Annotated in this window: 16 protein-coding genes, 1 other RNA gene and 1 pseudogene; 9 read left to right on the top strand and 9 right to left on the bottom strand. The window is 64.5% G+C overall.

Going from position 1 to position 20,685, the window contains the following annotated elements; all coding sequences use genetic code 11:
* Position 1: 1 nt before the first annotated feature.
* The 3 genes and pseudogenes from mtgA to KDC96_RS09430 form a co-directional block, all read right to left on the bottom strand.
* On the bottom strand, positions 2–673 hold the full coding sequence (gene mtgA, locus KDC96_RS09440; RefSeq protein ID WP_212448205.1) for a monofunctional biosynthetic peptidoglycan transglycosylase: 672 nt from the start codon (positions 671–673) through the stop codon (positions 2–4).
* Between the two features lie 109 nt (positions 674–782).
* Complete coding sequence (gene rpoH, locus KDC96_RS09435) at positions 783–1,736, bottom strand: RNA polymerase sigma factor RpoH (protein WP_256438996.1); 954 nt, start codon at positions 1,734–1,736, stop codon at positions 783–785.
* A 59-nt stretch (positions 1,737–1,795) separates the two neighbouring features.
* A pseudogene (locus KDC96_RS09430) lies at positions 1,796–2,748 on the bottom strand (RluA family pseudouridine synthase).
* A 17-nt stretch (positions 2,749–2,765) separates the two neighbouring features.
* On the opposite strand from KDC96_RS09430, the gene KDC96_RS09425 reads away from it, so the two are divergent.
* The 5 genes from KDC96_RS09425 to KDC96_RS09405 all read left to right on the top strand — a co-directional run bounded on the left by KDC96_RS09425 (position 2,766) and on the right by KDC96_RS09405 (position 6,717).
* The gene (locus tag KDC96_RS09425; protein ID WP_212448203.1) at positions 2,766–3,161 is read left to right on the top strand and encodes a Mov34/MPN/PAD-1 family protein; all 396 of its coding nucleotides are present in this window, start codon (positions 2,766–2,768) and stop codon (positions 3,159–3,161) included.
* Positions 3,162–3,300: 139 nt separating this feature from the next.
* Entirely contained in the window at positions 3,301–3,954 is a 654-nt protein-coding gene (locus tag KDC96_RS09420; RefSeq protein ID WP_212448202.1) for a histidine phosphotransferase family protein, read from the top strand.
* A gap of 4 nt (positions 3,955–3,958) precedes the next feature.
* Complete coding sequence (locus KDC96_RS09415) at positions 3,959–4,681, top strand: N-acetylmuramoyl-L-alanine amidase (protein WP_371815468.1); 723 nt, start codon at positions 3,959–3,961, stop codon at positions 4,679–4,681.
* A 38-nt stretch (positions 4,682–4,719) separates the two neighbouring features.
* Positions 4,720–5,139, top strand: an RNA gene (gene rnpB / locus KDC96_RS09410) — RNase P RNA component class A.
* Between the two features lie 75 nt (positions 5,140–5,214).
* A complete protein-coding gene (locus tag KDC96_RS09405; RefSeq protein ID WP_212448201.1) occupies positions 5,215–6,717 on the top strand; it encodes a pentapeptide repeat-containing protein in 1,503 nt (500 codons plus the stop codon).
* Here the strand turns inward: KDC96_RS09405 and KDC96_RS09400 are convergent.
* The 4 genes from KDC96_RS09400 to KDC96_RS09385 all read right to left on the bottom strand — a co-directional run bounded on the left by KDC96_RS09400 (position 6,714) and on the right by KDC96_RS09385 (position 14,182).
* Positions 6,714–8,207 (bottom strand): FMN-binding glutamate synthase family protein, encoded by a 1,494-nt coding sequence (locus KDC96_RS09400; protein ID WP_212448200.1) that lies wholly within the window; start codon positions 8,205–8,207, stop codon positions 6,714–6,716. The genes KDC96_RS09405 and KDC96_RS09400 overlap by 4 nt on opposite strands.
* A 184-nt stretch (positions 8,208–8,391) precedes the next feature.
* Complete coding sequence (locus KDC96_RS09395) at positions 8,392–11,757, bottom strand: autotransporter domain-containing protein (protein ID WP_212448199.1); 3,366 nt, start codon at positions 11,755–11,757, stop codon at positions 8,392–8,394.
* 251 nt (positions 11,758–12,008) lie between these two features.
* Positions 12,009–13,319, bottom strand: a complete 1,311-nt coding sequence (locus KDC96_RS09390) for a UDP-glucose/GDP-mannose dehydrogenase family protein (protein ID WP_212448198.1) — start codon at positions 13,317–13,319, stop codon at positions 12,009–12,011.
* A gap of 59 nt (positions 13,320–13,378) precedes the next feature.
* Positions 13,379–14,182, bottom strand: a complete 804-nt coding sequence (locus tag KDC96_RS09385; protein ID WP_212448197.1) for a metallophosphoesterase family protein — start codon at positions 14,180–14,182, stop codon at positions 13,379–13,381.
* Positions 14,183–14,484: 302 nt separating this feature from the next.
* On the opposite strand from KDC96_RS09385, the gene KDC96_RS09380 reads away from it, so the two are divergent.
* Entirely contained in the window at positions 14,485–15,345 is an 861-nt protein-coding gene (locus KDC96_RS09380; RefSeq protein ID WP_249171739.1) for a TorF family putative porin, read from the top strand.
* 81 nt (positions 15,346–15,426) lie between these two features.
* Here the strand turns inward: KDC96_RS09380 and KDC96_RS09375 are convergent, their stop codons facing one another.
* Positions 15,427–16,077: an SIMPL domain-containing protein gene (locus KDC96_RS09375; RefSeq protein ID WP_249172010.1), complete on the bottom strand. Its 651-nt coding sequence runs from the start codon at positions 16,075–16,077 to the stop codon at positions 15,427–15,429.
* A gap of 190 nt (positions 16,078–16,267) precedes the next feature.
* Here KDC96_RS09375 and KDC96_RS09370 point away from each other — a divergent pair, with 190 nt between their 5' ends.
* Positions 16,268–16,705, top strand: coding sequence for a VOC family protein (locus KDC96_RS09370; RefSeq protein ID WP_212452566.1), 438 nt, complete (start codon positions 16,268–16,270; stop codon positions 16,703–16,705).
* A 22-nt stretch (positions 16,706–16,727) separates the two neighbouring features.
* On the opposite strand, the gene nhaA is transcribed toward KDC96_RS09370, so the two are convergent.
* Entirely contained in the window at positions 16,728–17,969 is a 1,242-nt protein-coding gene (gene nhaA / locus KDC96_RS09365; protein WP_212448194.1) for a Na+/H+ antiporter NhaA, read from the bottom strand.
* Positions 17,970–18,056: 87 nt separating this feature from the next.
* Here nhaA and KDC96_RS09360 point away from each other — a divergent pair, with 87 nt between their 5' ends.
* Together KDC96_RS09360 and KDC96_RS09355 are read left to right on the top strand one after the other, a co-directional pair.
* A complete protein-coding gene (locus KDC96_RS09360; RefSeq protein WP_212448193.1) occupies positions 18,057–19,463 on the top strand; it encodes a glycosyl transferase family protein in 1,407 nt (468 codons plus the stop codon).
* The gene (locus KDC96_RS09355; RefSeq protein WP_212448192.1) at positions 19,460–20,638 is read left to right on the top strand and encodes a hypothetical protein; all 1,179 of its coding nucleotides are present in this window, start codon (positions 19,460–19,462) and stop codon (positions 20,636–20,638) included. Before KDC96_RS09360 ends, KDC96_RS09355 begins: the two co-directional genes overlap by 4 nt.
* The last annotated feature ends 47 nt before the right edge of the window (positions 20,639–20,685 follow it).

Here is a 20,685-nt window from a genome sequence, read left to right as displayed (position 1 = left end):
ATCATTGATAGACGCAGGATGCGAGCCCGTCACGCTTGACGACCCCGATCTGCGCTTCGATCGTGTTGCCGTGACGGGCCAGCCACCCGCCCGGGTTCTTGACCGAGCGCTGTTTGGGCAGCGGCAGCGCCGCCGCCATGCGGCTCGCTTCATCGGGTGAAAGCCGCGCGGCGGACTTCCCGAAATAGCGCTGCGCCCCGGCCTCAGCGCCATAGGTGCCGATCCCGGTTTCGGCGACGTTGAGATAGACCTCCATGATCCGCCGCTTGCCCCACACATTCTCGATCCAGAAGGTGAACCACGCCTCCAGCCCCTTGCGGAAATAACCGCCGCCCTGCCACAGGAAGACGTTCTTGGCGGTCTGCTGGCTGATGGTAGAGCCGCCGCGAATGCGCCCGCCCCGGCGGTTGCGCTCGATCGCCTTTTCGATCGCCTCGGCATCGAAGCCGCTGTGCTGGCAGAACTTGCCGTCTTCCGCCGCGATCACTGCCGCGACGAGGTTGGGATCGATGTTCTCGAGGCTCTCCCAGTCCTTGGTGATCCCGTTGCCATCCATCACCATGGTCGCGGTGACGGGCACGGGCACCCACTTGAACAGGATCACCAGCGCGAGGCTGAGTCCGACGAACCACAGGATGGTCTTGGCCGTAATGCGGGCGACGGTGCGGATCATGCTGGTCGATTAGCGGCGAAGTCGCGGGGAGCAAACAAAAACCCTCCCCGGCGCGAACCGGGGAGGGTCTTGGTGATCTTTCAGGCCACGTCGATGGCCGCCGTGCGTGTCAGGCGACGCCCGGCAGCAGCCGTTCTCCGGCGATCCGCTGCATCGCTTTCTGCAGCTTCTCGAACGCGCGCACCTCGATCTGGCGGATGCGTTCGCGGCTGACGTCGTAGACCTGCGACAGCTCTTCGAGCGTCTGCGGCTTCTCCGTCAGGCGGCGTTCGGTCAGGATGTGCTGCTCGCGCTCGTTGAGGCTTTCCATCGCCTCGACCAGCATTTCGTGCCGCACCTGCGCCTCTTCGGCGTCGGCCACCGTCTCGTCCTGCAGCGGACGATCGTCGGTCAGCCAGTCCTGCCATTCGCCCGAACCTTCCTCACCGCCCCGCATCGGGGTGTTGAGCGAGCCGTCGCCGCCCATCATCATCCGGCGGTTCATGTTGACCACTTCCTGCTCGGGCACGCCGAGGTCGGTCGCGATCTTGGTCACGTCTTCGGGCGACAGATCGGTGTCTTCGTAAGCTTCGAGCTGCTTCTTCATCCGGCGCAGGTTGAAGAACAGCTTTTTCTGCGCGGCGGTGGTGCCCATCTTCACGAGGCTCCAGCTGCGCAGGATGAATTCCTGGATCGAAGCCTTGATCCACCACATCGCGTAGGTCGCGAGGCGGAAGCCGCGATCGGGCTCGAATTTCTTCACGCCCTGCATCAGGCCGACATTGCCTTCGGAAATGAGATCGCTGACCGGCAGGCCATAGCCGCGATATCCCATCGCGATCTTGGCCACGAGCCGCAGGTGGCTGGAGACCAGCTGCGCGGCGGCTTCCGGGTCTTCGTGCTCGGCATAACGCTTGGCGAGCATGTATTCCTGCTCGGCCGTCAGCACGGGGTATTTCTTGATCTCCGACAGGTAGCGATTGAGGCTCTGCTCTCCGCCTAGCGCCGGGACGAATGGGGTCTTGCTCACTTTTTCCCTAACCTTTCTGTTGTCGACCGCTTGTGCCGGACCCCTGATGGGCATCCGGCGTTTCGGGCCACTCGGTTACATATACGTTGGTTTTGCGCATTTGGCTGCGCTTTTCATCGATTATAACGTGCAAGTTCGTCGATTAGTTCCCGCATATCGCGGGGCAGTCCGGCCTCGAAAAGCATTGTTTTTCCGGTGATTGGATGGCTGAAGCCCAATTCGGCCGCATGCAGCGCCTGGCGGGCGAATCCCAGCGATTTCAGCACCGGTTTCAACACTTTCGGGGCATTTCCGTACACTGGGTCTCCCAATAGCGCATGACCGATTGATGCACAGTGAACGCGCACCTGGTGGGTTCGCCCGGTTTCGAGCCTGCATTCGATCAGCGCGCTCGATTCGAGCCGGTCCAGCACCGTGTAATGGGTAACCGCATGTTTGCCGCGCGAGGAATTCTTTTCGAGCACCGCCATTTTCTTGCGATTGGCGTCGGAGCGGCCGATTCGGCCCGAAATCGTGCCTGCGGCAGGGCTGGGATGGCCCCGCAGACCGCGAGATAGCGGCGGTGGACCGAATGTCGGGCGAACTGCGCGGCCAGCCCCTCGTGCGCGGCATCCGACTTGGCGACCACCAGCAGGCCCGACGTGTCCTTGTCGATGCGGTGGACGATCCCGGGGCGCGCCACTCCGCCGATCCCCGATAGCTGGCCGGCACAGTGATGCAGCAGGGCGTTGACGAGCGTGCCGTCCCGATTGCCGGCTGCGGGGTGCACGACCATGCTGGCTGGCTTGTCGACAACGACGATATGCTCGTCCTCGAACGCGATGGCGAGCGGGATATCCTGCGGGCGTGCTTCGGCTTCGGCGGCGGGCGGCACGGTGATGGTGAACGGGGTGCCCCCCGCGACCTTGGCGGACGCCGAAGAGGCGGTGGCTCCGCCGACTTCGACCCGGCCTTCCGCGATCAGCGCCTGCACCCGTGCGCGCGACAATTCTGTCGCCTCGGCCAGGGCCTTGTCGAGCCGGGCAGGGGCGGGGATGGTTCCAGTAATGATTTCCCCCGAGGGCATGATAAAGGCCATGCGCGATGTGCATCGAGGTGACAAGTGAGGTGGTTGAGGCCATGCGGCAGTGGGTGTTGGACGCTCACCCCAACGAAGCCTGCGGAATCCTTCAGGGCAAGGGCATGCGGGTCACCGGGCTGATCGAGACCCGCAACGTCCATCCCGATCCTGCAACCCATTTCGAGATCGATCCGCAGGCGCTGATCGATGCCCATCGCAGCGAACGCGCGGGAGGGCTTTGCGTCCTGGGCTATTTCCACTCGCATCCCGGCGGCGATCCCGTACCGTCCGCCACAGACCGTGCGCTGGCGGCCGGCGATGGCAGGCTGTGGGCGATCATCGCAGGCGACGAGCTGGCATTCTGGCAAGACCGCCGCGAAGGATTCCGCGCGCTTTCCTACGCCCTGTGCGGGCATTGATCCGGCCCCCGATGACCGCACGATTCCACCGCTTCCCCGGCTTTCTGCGCGCAATTTCCAAGGTGAGGTGGAAGGCTGGCGGTTTTGCCCTTAGGATGGTGTTCCAAGTGTTCCATCGTGTAGGACAATCGACCGCTTCATGACTTCGCAAACCGATCTTGCCGCGCTCCTGTGTTCGCGGCTGTGCCATGACATGCTCAGCCCCGTCGGCGCGCTTTCCAACGGGCTCGAACTGCTCGCCGACGAAAGGGACCCGGAAATGCGGGCCCGATGCGTCGAGCTGCTCGAACAGAGCGCCAAGATCAGCACCGACAAGCTCAAGTTTTTCCGGCTCGCGTTCGGCGCGGCTGGCGGGTTTGGCGAAGCGGTGCCGGTCGAGGAGGCGCAGGACGTGATCGAAGCGCTGGCGAGCGATGCCAAGGGGGTGAAGATCAACTGGGCCATGTCGGAAAGCAGCCTGCCCAAACCGGCGGTGAAGGTGATGCTCAACCTCGCGCAGATCGCGCTCGATGCGCTGGTGCGCGGGGGAACGCTCGATATCGGCGCCGAAATGCGCGACGGCAATGCGGAGATCGTGACCCGCGCGAATGGCGAACGGATCGCCTTCGACGAGACGATCGGGAAGGCGCTGCAGGGCGATCTGGCGCGCGGCGAACTCTCCAGCCGCACGGCCGCCGCGCACATGATTGCGCTGGTGGCGGAAGAACTGGGCGGCGGGCTGCAATACAAGCTGGCCGACAAGACGTTGGTGCTCGGCGCGGTGCTGCCGCAGCCCGAAGGGATGATCGGGTAACCGCATGGGCAAGCGCATGCGCCGATCGGAGCTGGTCCACGCGGTCGTCCACTCGCCCAATTTCGACGAACGCGCGCTGCCGCTGACCATGCTGGTGCTGCACTATACCGAGATGAAGCCGATCGAGGCGGCGCTGGGCAAGATGACCTCTCCCGAGGCGAAGGTTAGCGCGCATTACCTGATCAGCGAGGAAGGCGTGGTGACCCAGCTGGTGCCCGAGGACAAGCGCGCCTGGCACGCGGGGACTTCGTACTGGCGCGGGATCAGGGACGTCAATTCGGCGAGCATCGGGATCGAGCTTGACCACCCCGGCCACGCGGGCGGCTATCGCGCATTCTCCGACGCCCAGTTCGAGGCGCTGGTGCCGCTGGTGGCGCGGATCGTCGAGGATCACAACATCCCGCGTGCCAATGTCGTCGGTCATTCCGACGTCGCGCCCGCCCGCAAGATCGATCCGGGCGAGCTGTTCCCGTGGGATCGGCTGGCCGGGTACGGATTGTGTCTGCCCCGGCCGGAAAAGCTCGAACTGGGCGACCCGTTCCAGAACGACGGCGCGTTCATGCTCGCGCTCGAACGTTTCGGTTACGACATTGCCGACCCAGCGAAGGCGGTCGAGGCGTTCCAGCGTCGCTGGCGGCCGGAGCTGATCGACGGTCAGGTCGACCAGCAGATCGGCGCGATCCTGTTCCAGCTGCTGCTCGATCGCGATCGGGGGATTGCGCGGTAAGCTTCCCTACAGGTTGCGTCTGGTATAAGCGGCGCTTGTCAGGGGGCTGAGGCAGCCGCGTTATCGAGAAGATACCGAGGAAAGTCCGGGCTCCACGAAGCAAGGGTGGCGGGTAACGCCCGCCGGGCAGGCGTTTCGGCGCAGGCTCAGGGAAAGTGCCACAGAGAGTATACCGCCGATGGCGCCTAAAGCGCACAGGCAAGGGTGAAAGGGTGCGGCAAGAGCGCACCGGGGCTCTGGCAACAGTGTCCGCATGGCAAACCCCACCCGGAGCAAGGCCAAATAGGGGCCTCGCGCCTGTCTTTCGGGGCAGGCAGTGGCGCTTCGCCGCGAGAGGCCCGGGTTGGCTGCTTGAGCCGTTCGGCAACGGACGGCCTAGACGAATGGCTGCCACCGCAGCGCTGGTCGCAAGATACCGGTTGCGGAGACAGAACCCGGCTTATGAGGCCCCTGACGCATTCACAGGATTCACAATGGCTTAAGTCCGACAATATATCGGGAATGCGAATAACAATGGGCAATCGGGTAAAGGCATGCTTCAAACCATCGCCAGTGTTCTGATCACGGCGACGCATATCGTGACGCCGATGGGCGAGATTGCGATGCTGACCCCCGAGCGCGCCGCGGAGGTCCGCGCACAATGCAGCCTGGGCGAAAATTCGACCGTCATTGACGCGCGCTCGATGGGTACTGCCGCCGAAATTGCCACACAAGCAAAGCAGGGTGGCGGCGAGGCGGTGATTGTCTATGGCGCGAATCTGGCGGGAGAGGATATCTCAATCCTTCTGGAGACCCTCGAAGGCGGTTGCATTCACTCCAGCATCCTCGCCGAGAGCAAGGCGCATCGCGCAACATTCACTCAGGGATCGCTGGTCTATTCGAGCATCGAACACGCCGACTGGAGCGAGGCGGACCTCACGGGCACTCGCTTTGTCGGGGTAAACGCAGAGAATGCCGATTTCTCCGAGGCCGTGTTGGATGGTGGGGCCTGGATTGGCGCATTCGGCAACAGCCAGCTTCTCGACGCCGATTTCACTGCAGCGAGCATGCGCGGTTTCGCTTATCACTGTGCGGGCACACAGGAACTCAATTGCCGCGTAACCGGCCGTGGGACCTATGACAGCGTCGATTTCACCGATGCCGACATTTCCGAATCGGGCTTTATCGGATGGCGCACTTTCAAGGGAGCCACCTTTGAGCGGACGCGGATCAATCCATCGGCGGTCCGTCTTCTGAAAGACGTTGAGATCGGTGCATCGGTCGTTGTTGCCAACGGTTCCGAGCAGTCGGGTGCGACCGCGGTTACACTCTCGAACAGTGAGTTTCACAAGCTCATGGATGAGACGGAGCGATACAGGAGACAAATTCCCGAATTCGATTGCGACCGACAGGAAACATTCGCTGATCAACAGACATGCAGCCAGTGGGGACACCCGCTGCGCCGCCTCGATGGAGAACTGACCAAGGTCTTCCAGCTTGCACGTCGGCGCGGGGTACCCGGCATCGTGGGCGAGCAAAGGCTGTGGCGCGAAAAGCGCGCGGCATGCGAGCGGCCCAAATGCCTCTATGAACTCTACGATGAGCGGATCACCGAATTGCTCGCGAGTTTGGGAACCGAGATCGATCTAGGCAAGGATGAGACCCTGCGATTCGATCTCGACATTGTCCCGGTGCCCGATCGAATGCGCCGGAGCGAATTGTACAAACGTTTGCTCCCGGCCATCCGCGAAACGTCATACCAAACGGTCATCCTGACCGGGCTTGGCGACGGTGCTATCAGGCTCGAAGGCTTGATGACGCTGGATACGGGACAGAGCTGTCAGTGGAATGCGGCGACCGAGTATGACCCCGAAAGCGGTTGGTACTCGGCGCGCAACAATGCCGGCGAACTTGTGCAGGTCTTCCGCGTTTGGGAAGGAAAGCTAAAGCCGCGCTTTGACGGGAGCAGGCATGGCACTCCCGAAGAAGCAGCCGAATTCTTCGATTGCGAGCACCCAGCCTTCTTTGGCACGCTCAAGCTGCTATCCGAGACCTAGGCCGCGACCTGGCCTTCCGGCCTAACCGGCGGCCACAGCTCGTCCAGCGGCCGCGAGCGTCCGTCCGGGCAGACCAGCCGCACGTGGTAGCGCTTCAGACGCCGTGGCTCCGGCACGCCGCAGCTATGCGCGATCACGCCCACCTCTTTCCGCATCTGCTCGACGAAGTTTGCCACCCGCACCGCTTTGTTCGCCGGGTCCAGCCCGCGTTGCAGCGCGGGGTCGTGGGTGGTGATGCCGGTCGGGCAGGTGTTCTTGTTGCACTTCATCGCCTGGATGCAGCCGAGCGCGAACATGAAGCCGCGCGCCGAGATCACGAAGTCCGCGCCCGCGCAAAGCGCCCACGCGACCTCGCTCGGAGTCACCAGCTTGCCGCTCGCGACAATGCGGATGCGGTCCTTCAGCCCTCCCGCATCGCGCAAATCGACCAGCATCGGCAGAGCCTCGCGCAGGGTCAGCCCGACATTGTCGATCAGCGGCAGCGGCGCCGCGCCCGTGCCGCCATCGCCGCCATCGACGGTGATGAAATCGGGCGCACTCTCCTGCCCGCGCGCATTGATCTCTTCGAACAACTCCTCGATCCAGCCATAGGCGCCGATCACGGTCTTGATCCCGACCGGCTTGCCGGTGACCTCGCGGATATGCGCAATCATGTCGAGCAGCTCGGCATTGCTGCCGATTTCGGGGTGACGATTGGGCGAGATCGAGTCCTCGCCTTCCGGGATACCCCGGATCTTCGCGATCTCGGCATTGACCTTGGTGGCGGGCAGGATGCCGCCCTTGCCTGGCTTGGCTCCCTGCGAGAGCTTGATCTCGAACATTCGCACCTGCTCGTGCGATGCGACCTCGCGCAGCTTGTCGTCCGACAATTTGCCATCCTCGTCGCGCACCCCGTATTTCGCGGTGCCGATCTGGAACACGATGTCGCAGCCGCCTTCGAGATGATAGGGTGCAAGGCCGCCTTCGCCGGTGTTCATCCAGCATTTCGCCATCGCCGCGCCGTTCGACAGCGCGCGCACCGCCGGGACCGAGATCGCGCCGTAGCTCATGCCCGAAATGTTGAAGAGCGAGGGCGCGTCGTAGGGAATGCGCGCCGCTCCATCGCCGATCCGCATCGGCGCGGCCTCGACCGCGTCCTCCTCCAGCGTGGGCCACGGGCAATTGACGAAGATCGGTGTGCCGACCGGCTCGAGATTGCGGGTCGAACCGAACGCGACATTGGTCGATTCGTGCTTCGCCGCATCGTAGACCCAGTCGCGCTGGGCGCGGTTGAAGGGCATTTCCTCGCGGTCCATCGCGAAGAAATACTGGCGGAAGAATTCGCCGAGGTCGGAGAGGATGTAGCGCATCCGTCCGATCACCGGATAGTTGCGCCGAACGGTATCGGCGGTCTGGTAGCGATCGATGAAGAACAGCACCACGATCGCAAGCGCGGCGAGGCCCAAAACGAAAATGAAGAGCGTGGATAGGCCGCTGAAAATGTCGATCATGGCATGTCCTCCCGCAGTGTCGGCCGCGAGGTTATACGCGGCAGATCACAGGTCGTTACACTGATCCAGCGGCGCCGACCTGTCCAGTTCCCGGGATCCGACAAAAGGAAACCCCCGCACCGATCGCCCGGCGCGGGGGTCATTTGTTCATGGCCCGCTTTGTCGGCGGACCGAGGGCGCTGGCTTAGAACTTCCAGCTTATCGTCATCCGGCCCTGGTTGTTGGTCAGCACGCCGCGTCCGAGATCGGACGTTCCGCTGGCGCTGAGGCTCAGGCGGCTACCGAGCGACAATTCGATCCCGGCATTGACCGACACCCATTCCGGATCGAGCGCGTTGACGATCGAGAACGGCACGTCCGGCGCACCGAAGAAGTTCGCCGTGACGACGTCCTCGCTGTCGGCAAGCTCGCGCGCATAGGCGACCGATCCGAACGCGGAGAGCGTCCCGGTGCGGCCGACCTGCGTATCGAGCGCGCCCATCAGGCCGAATTTGGTGCCGACCGAAGTGAAGCTGCGTTCATGCACCGTCAGCCCGAACAGGCCTGCACCGACTTCGTCATACCCGCCGATATTGCTGCGGACGAAGTCGACGCTCGCGACCGGACCGACCTCGAAGCCCGGTGCCACGTCGATCGCGTAGCCGACCCGCATCCCGGCGAAGGTCTGGCGACCCTCGGCGGCACCCTGCGCGCTGGCATAGGCGAGCGCGAAATCGCCCGAGCTGGTTCGCTCGACCCCGTAATTCTGGCGCGAGAAGCCGACATACATGTCGGCAAAACCCTGCCCGAATTGCGCGGCGGCATAGGCGGCTGCGGCAATGCTGGTGTCGTCCGGACGGAACGAAGCCCCGGCATTGGACGCGCTGTTGCGGATATTCGTCATCGCGAAGCCGACGGCGACATGGTCCGAGACCCGCATATCGGCGCCGAGCGTCAATTCGCCCGCCTGCGTGAAGGCGGCTTCCTCGAACGCATTGGTGCCGGTGTTGCGCTCCGCCGCGCTGGCGAGGAACGACCCGCTGACGGTGCTGAAGAAGCCGAGCTTCCCGGCATCTTGCGGGTTGGTCCCGGCGATCGCAAAGGTCGCGCCGCCTGCCGACGAGAAGCCAGCCGCGGCGCCGTTGGCCCCGCGCAGCGACAGTGTCCGCTGGCCGAGCTGGCCAGTGAAGCGCTGCGAAAAGCTGTTCGCGACGAACGACTGCTCGAAGGCGCTGATCGGGGTCAGCGAAGACAGCGTCGGGACCAGCGACCCGATCCCGGCATTGTCGATGACATCGAACAGGCCGACAAATTCGTCGAACCGGCCCTCGAAGCGCAACGTATCCAGCGCCGCGCCGAGCGAAGCGAGATTCTTCGACTGGCCGAACAGGTCGCGCAGCCGCAGCGCATTGATCGAGACGATCACGTCTCCGCCTTCGACCCGCGTTTCGGCGAACAGCAGCGGAGAGCCGGTGATGAGAAACACGTCGTCGAAATCGCCCAGCACCGAACTCGCAGTGAGGATGGTCGCTTCACGACCGAAGCGCACACCCCGGCGACCCGATACGATCAGGTTTCCGGCGAGGCTGGCATCTCCGGTCACCGCCAGCAGGTCGGCATCGGCATTGCGACCGTTGAACTGCACATTGGCCAACAAGGTGCCTTCGCTGGCCTGGATGTAGTCTCCGTCGATCGTGAGCGTGCCGATCCCGAACAGCCCGCCCGGCGCGATGCCGGCCGACAGGTTGAACACCGCCGGCGAGGCGATCGTGCCCTCGCCGGTGGTGAGTCCGCCGAACAGCGCGACGAGACCGGCTTCGAACGTTCCATCGATCTGCGCCAGCCCGTTGAACTGTTCGTAGCCGATGATGGTGCGGAACGCGTATTCCTCGGGCAGGACGAAGCCGGCGAACACGTGGTCGAGCGTAAGCTTGTCGATTTCGACATCCATGTCGACCACGGTGCCGCCGAACCGATTGAGGATGACGTCGAAGTATTGCGCCGGGTTCGCGAAGGAAGTGCCCGGCGTGCCGTCGGTGTTGTTGGGCACGAAGCCGGTCGAACCCGGGCCGAGCAGCACCGAGGATTCAGGGGTGTTGCCCCCGAAATTCGGCGTACCCTCGGGCGGAAGGTCGATCGATTGCAGATCGGAATTGCCGGAGATATCGACGCCGAGAATCGTGCCGAGCTTCGGTCCGGTCTCGTACACGCCCGGCTCCGAACCGGCGGGAATGCCGTTGACCAGATTGCCGGTGCCGTCGTCGATCAGGAATCCCGGATCGAGATCCTGCGTCCAGCGGTTCGGATCGGACCAGAGTCCGATCCCGCGCTTGGCAGAGACGTATTTGTACGGCGTGTTCTCGGTGATGAATTCGAAGAACGGATAGAGCGGGTTGTAGAAGCTGATGTCGCCATAGGTGTTGCCGACCCCGAAGAAGTCGAACCCGCCGCTCAGCACGGCGGTTACCACCGGAGGCCCGCCAAGCTGGTCGGCAATCAGCGGCGAGCCGCTGTCGCCACCGGCAGTGCCCACTTCGTTGGGCAGCGCGTCGCCAGCAAACCAGTCGATATCCAGCACCGCCTGGAGGTTTTCGCAGGTGATGCCGAACCCGTCGAAGGTGCATCTGTCCTGACCAGGTCCAACGCGATCGGGATTATCGAAATCGGTGAAATAGAACGCCTGCGTTTCGGTTCCGAACGTGGTTGCCGACGGAGCGAACCCGGGAAAGGTCGTATCGATCAGGTCGGCGGGCGATGCGACTGCGCCGAGCATGTTCTCGCCCACGCGGCGCAGGAAGCCGATGCCGATATCGCCGGTAGCCGCCGTGCCGAAGCCGCCGTAGCCGACCTGGATCACGTGGGTCAGCTCGCTCAGCGGGGAAAGCAGGATCGGCATCGCCGGAACATCGGTGATCGGCTCGTCCAGCGCGACCAGCGCAATGTCCGCCCACGGGAAGGGCAGGTCGCCCTCGTCGAGGTTCGACGAGGGGTGGATAATCACATCGGTGCTGCTCGCCACCCCGCCTGCGGAATAGCTGTTGCCGGTCGTGAAATAGTTGAAGAACCGCTCGCCGGAATCGACCCCGGTGGACACCAGCACCGTGCGCGCCGCCCCGGTCTCGGGCAGGCCGTACGCTTCCGACGAGCGCACGTTGAGGCAGTGAGCCGCCGTCAGGATCGTGCGCGGATTGATGACCGTGCCGGTGCAGTTGAAGAAGATGCCGCCATCCGAATTGCGCTGACTGAACAGCTGCACCACCGATGGCTGGGTATCGTTGACATCGACCGATCCGGCCAGCCCGACATCGTCGCGGGCGATGATTTCCGGCGTCGGCGCGACCGGGGTGGCTTCGACTTCTCCGGTGGTGCTGCGCAGGACGAACGCGGCCTGATCGGGCAAGGCGATGATTGCGTCGTTCGGCTGGATGCGAAAGCCCTGGAAGGTTCCCCGCGCTTCGAGCGCGATCGTGTCAGCTTCGTCTTCGGCTTCCGTGGCGTAGGCGGGCGATGCCGCCAGCCCTCCGGCCAGTCCGATTACACCAACGCTCGAGAGAATATGTCGTTTGAACATCTACAGCCCCTTTTCTCTGGATGATCCCAACGACTCGGAGGCTACTATGAATCCGAATGAAATTCGAATCCAATTATGGCGGCGATGGTGAAGAGTTTTATATAACTCGTCATAAATCCAATAATTGCCCGATTGCCGACGGCACCGGACCAGAATTTTCGAGTATTCGAGCCGGCGTTTACTGATGAGTAAAACGCAATTGCTGCATTTTCCGCCACGATCGGCGCATCGCCGGTCGTGGTCGCCAGGTCCTAGGCGCGGCCCACGCTGGCATAGCTGAATCCCGCCGCGCGGACATCATCGGGGCTGTAGATGTTGCGCAGGTCGATCAGCACAGGGGCCTTTGCGAGGTCCTTCATCCGCGCGAGGTCGAGCGCGCGGAATGCATCCCATTCGGTCACGATCACCACCGCATCGGCATTGGCGATCGCGGCGTAGGGGTCTTCGCACATCTCGACCCCGGGCATCAGCGGGCGCGCCTGATCCATGCCTTCCGGATCGTAGGCCGCGATCGCGACCCCGGCATCCGCGAGCGTCTGCGCGATCGCGATCGAGGGGCTGTCGCGCATGTCGTCGGTGTTGGGCTTGAACGTCAGGCCGAGCAGTGCGGCCTTCTTGCCGCGCGCCGCCTCGGCTCCGCCCAGCGCGTCCAGCACCTTGCGGCCCATCGCGCGCTTGCGGCTGTCGTTGGTCTTGACCACGGCCTCGACGATCCGGGTAGGGCTGTCGTAATCCTCGGCGGTCTTGAGCAGCGCGAGCGTATCCTTGGGGAAGCACGAACCGCCATAGCCCGGCCCGGCGTTGAGGAACTTGGGCCCGATGCGGTTGTCCATGCCGATCCCGCGCGCGACGTCCTGCACGTTCGCGCCGACTTTCTCGCACAGATCGGCCATTTCGTTGATGAAGGTGATCTTGGTCGCGAGGAAGGCGTTGGCGGCGTATTTGATCAGCTCGCTGGTGCGGCGCGAGGTGAACAGGATCGGGGATTCGTTGAGGAACAGCGGGCGATAGACCTCGCGCATGACCTCGCGGCCGAATTCGTCCTCGGCCCCGATCACGATCCGGTCGGGGCGCTTGAAATCGCCGATGGCGGCGCCTTCCCGAAGGAATTCCGGATTGGAAACGACCGCGAAACGGTGGCCGGTTCCGGTGTCGCCGATGATCCGTTCGACCTCGTCGCCAGTCCCCACCGGAACGGTCGACTTGGTGACGACGACCGCGTCGCCGGCGAGATTTTGTCCCACTTCGCGCGCCACTTCGTACACGAAGGTCAGATCGGCGTGCCCGTCGCCGCGGCGGCTAGGTGTGCCGACCGCGATGAAGATCGCGCTCGCGCCTTCGATCCCTTCGGCGAGACTTGTGGTGAAAGACAGCCGCCCGGCTTTCGCATTGCTTTCGACCAGCGCTTCGAGCCCGGGTTCGTAGATCGGCATGATCCCTTCGCGCAGCCGCGCAATCTTGCCTTCATCCTTGTCGATGCAAACCACGTCATGGCCGAAATCGGCAAAGCATGCCCCGGAAACAAGCCCGACATAGCCCGAACCCACCATTGCGATCTTCATGGCGCAACCCTCATCGTGTCGAATTCCTCCCGGGGAACCCCGGTGCCCGCGTGTGCGGCCTAGCGCGCCCGATCGCCGTGCAGGATTGCGATCCCGCCATCCGCATCGCAGGCCTGAAGGATCTGGCGCTGGTCGGCTTCGAGCACCAGTGCGGTAAGCACACCTGAACGGAAAGCGCCAGTATCAATCCCGATGCGATTGCCGCAATCCATCACCCGATCGAAGATGGTGTGACCATGCACCACCACCTTCTCCAGCGGCCCTTCGTGGTTGAGGAAGCGATCGCGGATCCACAGCATGTCGCTGCGCTTCTGGGCGTCGATCGGCGCGGCCGGATCGATCCCGGCATGCACGAACAGGTAATCGCCGGCGATGATCATTTCCTCGAACCCGGCGATGTAGTCGCGCTCAGACTGCGAAACGATCTGAGGGAGTTTCGCGAACAGCTCGTCGAGCGTCATCGCGTTGAACTGCTTGCGCGACACGCCGTAGCTCATGATCGTTTCGCGGCCGCCGTGCTTGAGGAAGTGCCGCAGGACGTCGGGTTTCTCGAACGCCTCGAGAAACATCTCCTCGTGGTTGCCCGCGAGGATCCGGACCTTGCGCTTCTTCTGCCATTTGCGCGCCCGCTTGATCACTCCGGCGCTGTCGGGCCCGCGGTCGACAAGGTCGCCCAGCAGGACGACCTGGGTATTGGCCGTGCCGCGCTGCGCATCGTCTTCCTCGATCGCCGCGATTAGCGCCTTGAAGAGATCGAGCCGCCCATGGATGTCGCCGATGACATAGAACCGCGTGCCCTCCGGAACGGAAGGCTGGCGTCCCTTCGGCTTGGGACGGAATATCTGGCGCAGCGCGTCGAGCATGGTGATACAGCTATACAGGAAAGCGATGCCCCTTAATCAAGCGCAGTCCGAACGGCAACTGAATGGGCCGCGTTGGGCGGGTTGATGCAAAAACCCCACACCCGCGTTCCTTCGGGGACAGTGGCGCAATTTCTCTTGTGCAGTGCGGCATAATTCGGCACGATTGTTTCGCATTTGCATGAGATTGCCGCAAAAGAGGCAACCGCGCGAATGTGCAGGTGGGACGAAGCAACAACATAACAAAGGAAGTTGTCATGCTAACGTCCATCCGCGGCCTTACGGCCGCTACTTTTTCTGCGGGAATGCTCCTCTCTGCTGCTCCCGCATTTGCTTCGGATACCGCATCCGAAGAGGCGATCGGAAACGACGCCGAAATCGGCGCCGAATTGCTCGCCGCCGATGCCGCGCTCAACGACAGTGCTGCCGAAAAATCTCCCGTCACCGTCACGGCCGGGATCGATCGCGCGAGCGAGCCGGTCGATGAAGCCGAAGCCAGCGCGGTCGGCGGCGAGAGCGGCATCACGTTTTCCGCCAACATCGCACTCACCTCGGAATATCGCTTTCGCGGAGTCGATCTTTCGGGTGGCGAACTGGCGGTACAGGGCGGGTTCGATCTCAGCCATTCGTCCGGCTTCTACGTCGGCACCTGGGGCTCGAGCCTGGACGAACAGACCGTAGGATACGGCTCGACCGAGCTCGACATCTATGGCGGGTGGACCGGCGACCTTACCGATGGCCTGTCGGCCGATGTCGGTGTGATCGGCTATCTCTATCCCGATGCGGGTCCGGGCGATTTCGACTACGTCGAATTCTACGGCTCGCTCAGCGTCGGGCTTGGTCCGGCATCGGTGACCGGCGGCATCGCCTATGCGCCCGAGCAGGATTCGCTCGGCGGCACCGACAACCTGTATCTCTACACCGATGTCGGGGTCGGCATTCCGAACACGCCGATCACGATCAACGGACATCTCGGCTACACCGACGGGTTCCTGACCTTCACCACCGACAGCGAAGCTTTCGACTGGTCGATCGGTGCCGATTTCGCCATCGGTCCGGCTACGCTCAGCGCGGCGTACGTCGGAGTCGAGGGTGACGCCCTGATCGATCCGGGCGGCGTCTTCACCGATGATGCCTTCGTCGTCACGCTGAGCGCGAGCTTCTAAAGAAGCCGCGCCAGCCCGTTTGCAGCAGGTGGAACAGGGGCGTGGGACCGAAGGGTCCCGCGCCCTTTGGCATGGGCGCGATCAGTCGAGGCTGAAGTTCACCGTCGTGACCACGCGCACCTTCTTGTAGGGGCTGTCCGAGGTGCCCCAGCCGCCCTCATCGCCGTCGCGAGCTTCGATCGAGAAATAGCCCTGGGTGGCGTCCTTGATCGCGCCAACGCCTGCGCCCGAGTCCTCGGCGAACTGCTGCGCCGCGGCGCGCGCGTCGCGGGTCGCCTCGGCGACCATTTCGGGCTTGATCGAATTGAGGCCGGTGAAGGTGTAGCTCATCCCCGACCCTTCTTCGAGAAACACGCCGCGCCCGACCAGGTCGAACTGCCGGGCCACCGCCTTCTGCGCGCGCTCGATATCGTCGGTGCGCAGCGACAGCCGCTGGCGCACGGTGTAGGTCGTTACCCCATTGCTGGTGTAGCTGGAGACGTTGGCGCCGGTCGGCTGCAGGGCGTCTTCGGGAAAGCCGAGCTCCTTGAAAAAAGTTTCGATCGACTGCGTATCGCGGCGCACCTTGCTCTGCGCCTCGGCCAGGTCGACCGAACTGGCGGAATAGGAAATCGTCCAGGTCGCTAGATCGGCGGTGACATCGCGTTCCGCCAGGCCGCGTACCGTGACCGATCGCTCCGCCTCCTTGGCGCGCAACAGCCCGTCGCCGAGCAGATAGCCGCCGAGGATCATTCCGATCGCCGCAATCGTTGCCGTGCCGAACCATCGCGCGGTTGCCGGACTGCGCAGCAACCCTCCGCGTTCGTCAATCGTGTCTTGCACCTGTCCCTCGCTCATCGCATGCTCCCTTGATCCAACGCGTCCCTGCGACGAGTTGTGCATGAATGTCGATGAACCGTTTTTGAATTGCTGCGAGATGAACATGGTCAAATACCTGCATTCGATGATCCGCGTGACCGATCCCGACGCGACGGTGGCGTTCTTCAGGCTGATCGGGCTGGAGGAAGTGCGCCGCTTCGATGTCGAAGCGGGGCGGTTCACGCTGATCTTCCTCGCCGCCCCGGGGCAGGAAGGCGTCGCCGAAGTCGAGCTGACCTACAACTGGCCGCCCGAAGACGGCGGCGCGCCGGAGCACTACGATGGCGGGCGCAATTTCGGCCATCTCGCCTACCGGGTCGAGAATATCTACGACACGTGCCGGAAGCTGGCCGATGCGGGCCATACGATCCACCGCCCGCCGCGCGACGGGCACATGGCATTCGTCAAGTCGCCCGACGGGATCTCGGTCGAATTGCTGCAGGAAGGCCATCTCGAGCCGCAGGAACCCTGGGCGAGCATGGAGAACACCGGCAGCTGGTGAGGCAGCGCGAGCGACTCGCGGCTCAGGCTTCCGCCTTTTCCGGCTGAATACCCCGATCGTTGCAATCCTCATCGGGGTGCGTGGTTGTCATGCGCAGGACGATGAAGCCCAGCACCGCCGAGATCGCCGAGCCGGTAAGGATGCCGATCTTGGCTTCCTCGATCAGCAGCGGCTGGGTCGGGAACGCCAGGCTGCCGATGAACAGGCTCATGGTGAAGCCGATCCCGCACAGGATCGAGATGCCCCAGATTTCGGTCCAGCTCGCCCCGGCCGGGCGCGGTGCGAAGCCGGTCTTGTCGAGGATGAACACCGTCGAAAAGATCCCGATCTGCTTGCCCACGACCAGCCCGGCGGCGATCGCATAGGGCAGCGGATCGAGCAGCGCGCCGGGGCCCATTCCGGATAGCGAGACCCCGGCATTGGCAAAGCCGAACACCGGGACCACGAGATAGGCGCTCCACGGCGCGAGCCCGTGTTCGAGCCGCTCCAGCATCGAATTGCCATCCGCCCGTCGCAGCGGGATCGTGAGCGCGGCGAGCACCCCGGCGATGGTCGCGTGCACTCCGGTGTTGAGCACGCAATACCACAACACCGCTGCGAGCAGGAGATAAGGCCAGAACGCGCCGACCCGCAGCCGGTTGAGACCGACCATCGCGGCCAGCACCACGATCGAAGCGACCAGCCAGATCATTGCGATCGAAGGCGTGTAGAACACCGCGATAACCAGTACCGCGCCGATATCGTCGACGATCGCCACGGTGAGCAGGAACAGCCGTAACGAAGCCGGCACGCGGCTGCCCAGCAGGCCGAGGACGCCCATCGCGAACGCGATATCGGTCGCCGCCGGGATCGCCCAGCCACGGGTGTATTCCCCGCCGCCGGACACCAGCATGAACACTCCGGCGGGGACCAGCATCCCGGCCGCCGCCGCCACCATCGGCAGACGCCGCGCGGCCGGATCGGACAATTGCCCGGATACGATCTCGCGCTTCACCTCCAGCCCGACGACGAAGAAGAACAGCGCCATCAGCCCGTCGTTGATCCACAGGTGCAGATCGTCGAGCTTGGCGATCGGGGTCCACGACAGCTCGCCATAGAACAGTTCGCGATACTCGCCTGCCAGCGGCGAGTTGGCGGCGAGCATCGCCGCTGCCGCAACGATGATCAGCAGCACACCGGCCGAAGCATCGCCGACGAACAGCGCCCTGACGGGAGCGAAAAGCCTGCGGAGAGGGGGAGCCGGGATGGGGGAATCTTGAGACATGCTGCGCGTTCCTTTGAGAAAAGTTTCCCCCGTTGCAAGGGCAATCCGGGCGCGGTAGGCTGATTTTCGCAGGGAAAAGGGGTCGCCTTGGCAATCTGGGATTTCGACGTGTGGCAATGGCTGGTGCTGTTCCAGCATGAATTGCTGTTGTTCGCCGGGGTGTTCTTCCTGATCGGCGCGATCGATGATCTGGCGATCGATGTGGCCTGGATCTGGCTGAAGCTGACGGGCCGCGCGCCGACCCGGCGGATCGACCGGCGAGCGCTGCACGAAGCGCCGCTCAGGGGACCGGCTGCGGTCTTCATCCCTGCGTGGCACGAGTCAGACGTGATCGCCGACACCGTCGCCCACGCGCTCAAGGCCTGGCCGCAGGAAGGCTACCGGCTGTATGTCGGATGCTACCGCAACGATCCCGAGACGATCGCGGCAGTGATGCGCGCTGCCCCGGGCGACCGGCGGCTGCGGATCGTGATCCACGACCGCGCGGGGCCGAGCACCAAGGCCGATTGCCTCAACCGGCTCTATGCGGCGATGCGCGATGACGAACGGCGCATGGGCCTGCTGTTCGCGTGCGTGGTGTTCCAGGATGCCGAGGACATGGTCGATCCGGCAGCGCTCGGCGTGCTCGACGGAGCGATCGCCGACGGAGCCGACTTCGTCCAGCTCCCGGTCGAACCGATGCCGCAGCCCGACAGCCGCTGGCTCGGCAGCCATTATTGCGAGGAGTTTGCCGAGGCGCATGGCAAGGCGATGGTCGTCCGCGACGCGCTGGGAGCGGCGCTGCCAGGCGCGGGCGTGGGCTGCGCGGTGTCGCGCGATGCGCTGCAGAAATTGTGCCGCCGCCGCTTCGACCTGCGCCCGTTCGCGGCGGATTCGCTGACCGAGGATTACGAACTCGGCCTGGCCGTCGCCGAGAACGGCGGGCTTTGCCGGTTCGTCAGGGTGCAGGGCGAGGACGGGCGGCTGGTCGCCACCCGCGCATTCTTCCCCGCACGGCTCGATCACGTGGTGAAGCAGAAAACCCGCTGGGTCCACGGCATCGCCTTGCAGGGTTGGGACCGGGTCGGCTGGTCCGGCGGCGCAGTCGAAGCCTGGATGCGCGCGCGCGACCGGCGCGGGCCGCTGACCGCGCTGGTGCTGCTGGTCGGATACACGCTGCTGGCGCTGACGCTTCTGGGCTGGACCGCCATCGCGCTGGGATACGGCGAGCGGCTGCCGCTGTCGCCGGCGCTCGAGGCGCTGCTGATCGCCAATCTCGTCGCCTTCGTGTGGCGCACGGTCTGGCGGTTCGGCTTTACCGCCAGCCAGTACGGCTATGCCGAAGGGCTGCGCGCTGTGGTGCGCATCCCGGTGACGAACATCGTCGCCATCATGGCCGGGAGGCGCGCGGTGATGGCCTATGCGCGTACGCTGATCGGCCGCGCGATCGAGTGGGACAAGACTCCCCACTCTGCACATCCGGCGCGCACTCAGGCGGCAGCAGGGGCGGCGTGATCGGGACGGGGGAAACGCGGCGCCGGGGCGGACCGATCGCGGTTCTGGGCCTGCTGATGGCGGTCTGGATCGGCGGTCGCACGCTGATGTGGGAAAGCCCGTTTGCAGCCATGCCGCTGGAGCTCGGCCCGGACGCGATTCTGCTGGCGGCGGCGGACGACCCGATCGCTGGCGATCGCGCTTCCACGGCCGAAATCCTACCTGACGCTCAGGCCGCCGATCCCCCCTTCGGGCGAACGGTTCATGCCTCGCCAGCGCTGCGTCCACTCCTCGCGCGTTCTTCCCGCAGTCCTGCCTTCGCCGCGGCTTCGCCGTTTTCGGTGCATCCGCGGATCGCGGCGGGGCACCGGCTGCTGTGGCTTGCGGCGCTCGGAAACATGCCGATGCCGCGCGCGGTCGAGGACGCGCTTTCGTCGGGCGGTGGAGCGCTGGTCGCAGGTTCGGGCAATCCGTACCCGCCATACGCGCAGCCGCTCGCGACTGCCGACCGGCGCGGCGCGTCGGCTGGCCGCTGGTCGCTCGATACCTGGGCATTCTGGCGGCAGGGATCGAACGCCGCGCCGGTCTCGCAGGGTCGGGTGCCGATCTACGGCGCAAGCCAGATCGGCGCGAGCCTGCAATTCCGCCTTGCGCCCGCTTCGCGGCGCGATCCCGCGCTATATGCACGGGCCTATCGCGCGCTGGTCGAGAAGGGCGAGACCGAACTCGCTGCCGGAATAGCGCTGCGTCCGGTCGGGAGGCTCCCGCTGCGCGCCCGCGCCGAACTGCGCATCGCCGAAAACGCTGCGGGCACCGAACTGCGCCCGGCCGCCTATCTCGTGACCGAACTGCCGCCGGCAAAGCTTCCCGGCGGAATCGTGGGCGAAGCCTATGTGCAGGGCGGGTATGTCGGCGGGAATGCCGCGACCCCGTTCGCCGACGGACAGATTGCGCTGACCCGCGAAGTCGCCCGTTTCGACCTCGCAGCGACCCGCCCCGCAAGGCTCAGCGTCGGAGCGGGCGCGTGGGGCGGCGCGCAGCAGGATGCGTCGCGGCTCGATCTCGGGCCGACCGTGCGGTTCGACCTTTCGGTCGGGACCGTTCCGGCGCGGCTTTCGGTCGACTGGCGCGAACGCGTCGCGGGCGATGCCGCCCCGGCTTCGGGGGTCGCGGCGACGCTTTCGACCCGGTTCTGAACCACGGTCCGGTGCACAAGGCGGGGTAGCGCGCACTTCTGCGGGTT

It is taken from the genome of Erythrobacter sp. JK5, from assembly GCF_018205975.1.
Classification (GTDB): domain Bacteria; phylum Pseudomonadota; class Alphaproteobacteria; order Sphingomonadales; family Sphingomonadaceae; genus Erythrobacter.
Note: the sequence above shows the minus strand (reverse complement) of the source record. Positions and strands in the feature narration are given on the sequence as shown.

Coding starts and splice junctions, on each gene's coding strand:
- mtgA (WP_212448205.1), bottom strand. CDS start 673: ATGATCCGCACCGTCGCCCGCATTACGGCCAAGACCATCCTGTGGTTC.
- rpoH (WP_256438996.1), bottom strand. CDS start 1,736: ATGCCCATCAGGGGTCCGGCACAAGCGGTCGACAACAGAAAGGTTAGG.
- KDC96_RS09425 (WP_212448203.1), top strand. CDS start 2,766: ATGTGCATCGAGGTGACAAGTGAGGTGGTTGAGGCCATGCGGCAGTGG.
- KDC96_RS09420 (WP_212448202.1), top strand. CDS start 3,301: ATGACTTCGCAAACCGATCTTGCCGCGCTCCTGTGTTCGCGGCTGTGC.
- KDC96_RS09415 (WP_371815468.1), top strand. CDS start 3,959: ATGGGCAAGCGCATGCGCCGATCGGAGCTGGTCCACGCGGTCGTCCAC.
- KDC96_RS09405 (WP_212448201.1), top strand. CDS start 5,215: ATGCTTCAAACCATCGCCAGTGTTCTGATCACGGCGACGCATATCGTG.
- KDC96_RS09400 (WP_212448200.1), bottom strand. CDS start 8,207: ATGATCGACATTTTCAGCGGCCTATCCACGCTCTTCATTTTCGTTTTG.
- KDC96_RS09395 (WP_212448199.1), bottom strand. CDS start 11,757: ATGTTCAAACGACATATTCTCTCGAGCGTTGGTGTAATCGGACTGGCC.
- KDC96_RS09390 (WP_212448198.1), bottom strand. CDS start 13,319: ATGAAGATCGCAATGGTGGGTTCGGGCTATGTCGGGCTTGTTTCCGGG.
- KDC96_RS09385 (WP_212448197.1), bottom strand. CDS start 14,182: ATGCTCGACGCGCTGCGCCAGATATTCCGTCCCAAGCCGAAGGGACGC.
- KDC96_RS09380 (WP_249171739.1), top strand. CDS start 14,485: ATGCTCCTCTCTGCTGCTCCCGCATTTGCTTCGGATACCGCATCCGAA.
- KDC96_RS09375 (WP_249172010.1), bottom strand. CDS start 16,077: ATGATCCTCGGCGGCTATCTGCTCGGCGACGGGCTGTTGCGCGCCAAG.
- KDC96_RS09370 (WP_212452566.1), top strand. CDS start 16,268: ATGGTCAAATACCTGCATTCGATGATCCGCGTGACCGATCCCGACGCG.
- nhaA (WP_212448194.1), bottom strand. CDS start 17,969: ATGTCTCAAGATTCCCCCATCCCGGCTCCCCCTCTCCGCAGGCTTTTC.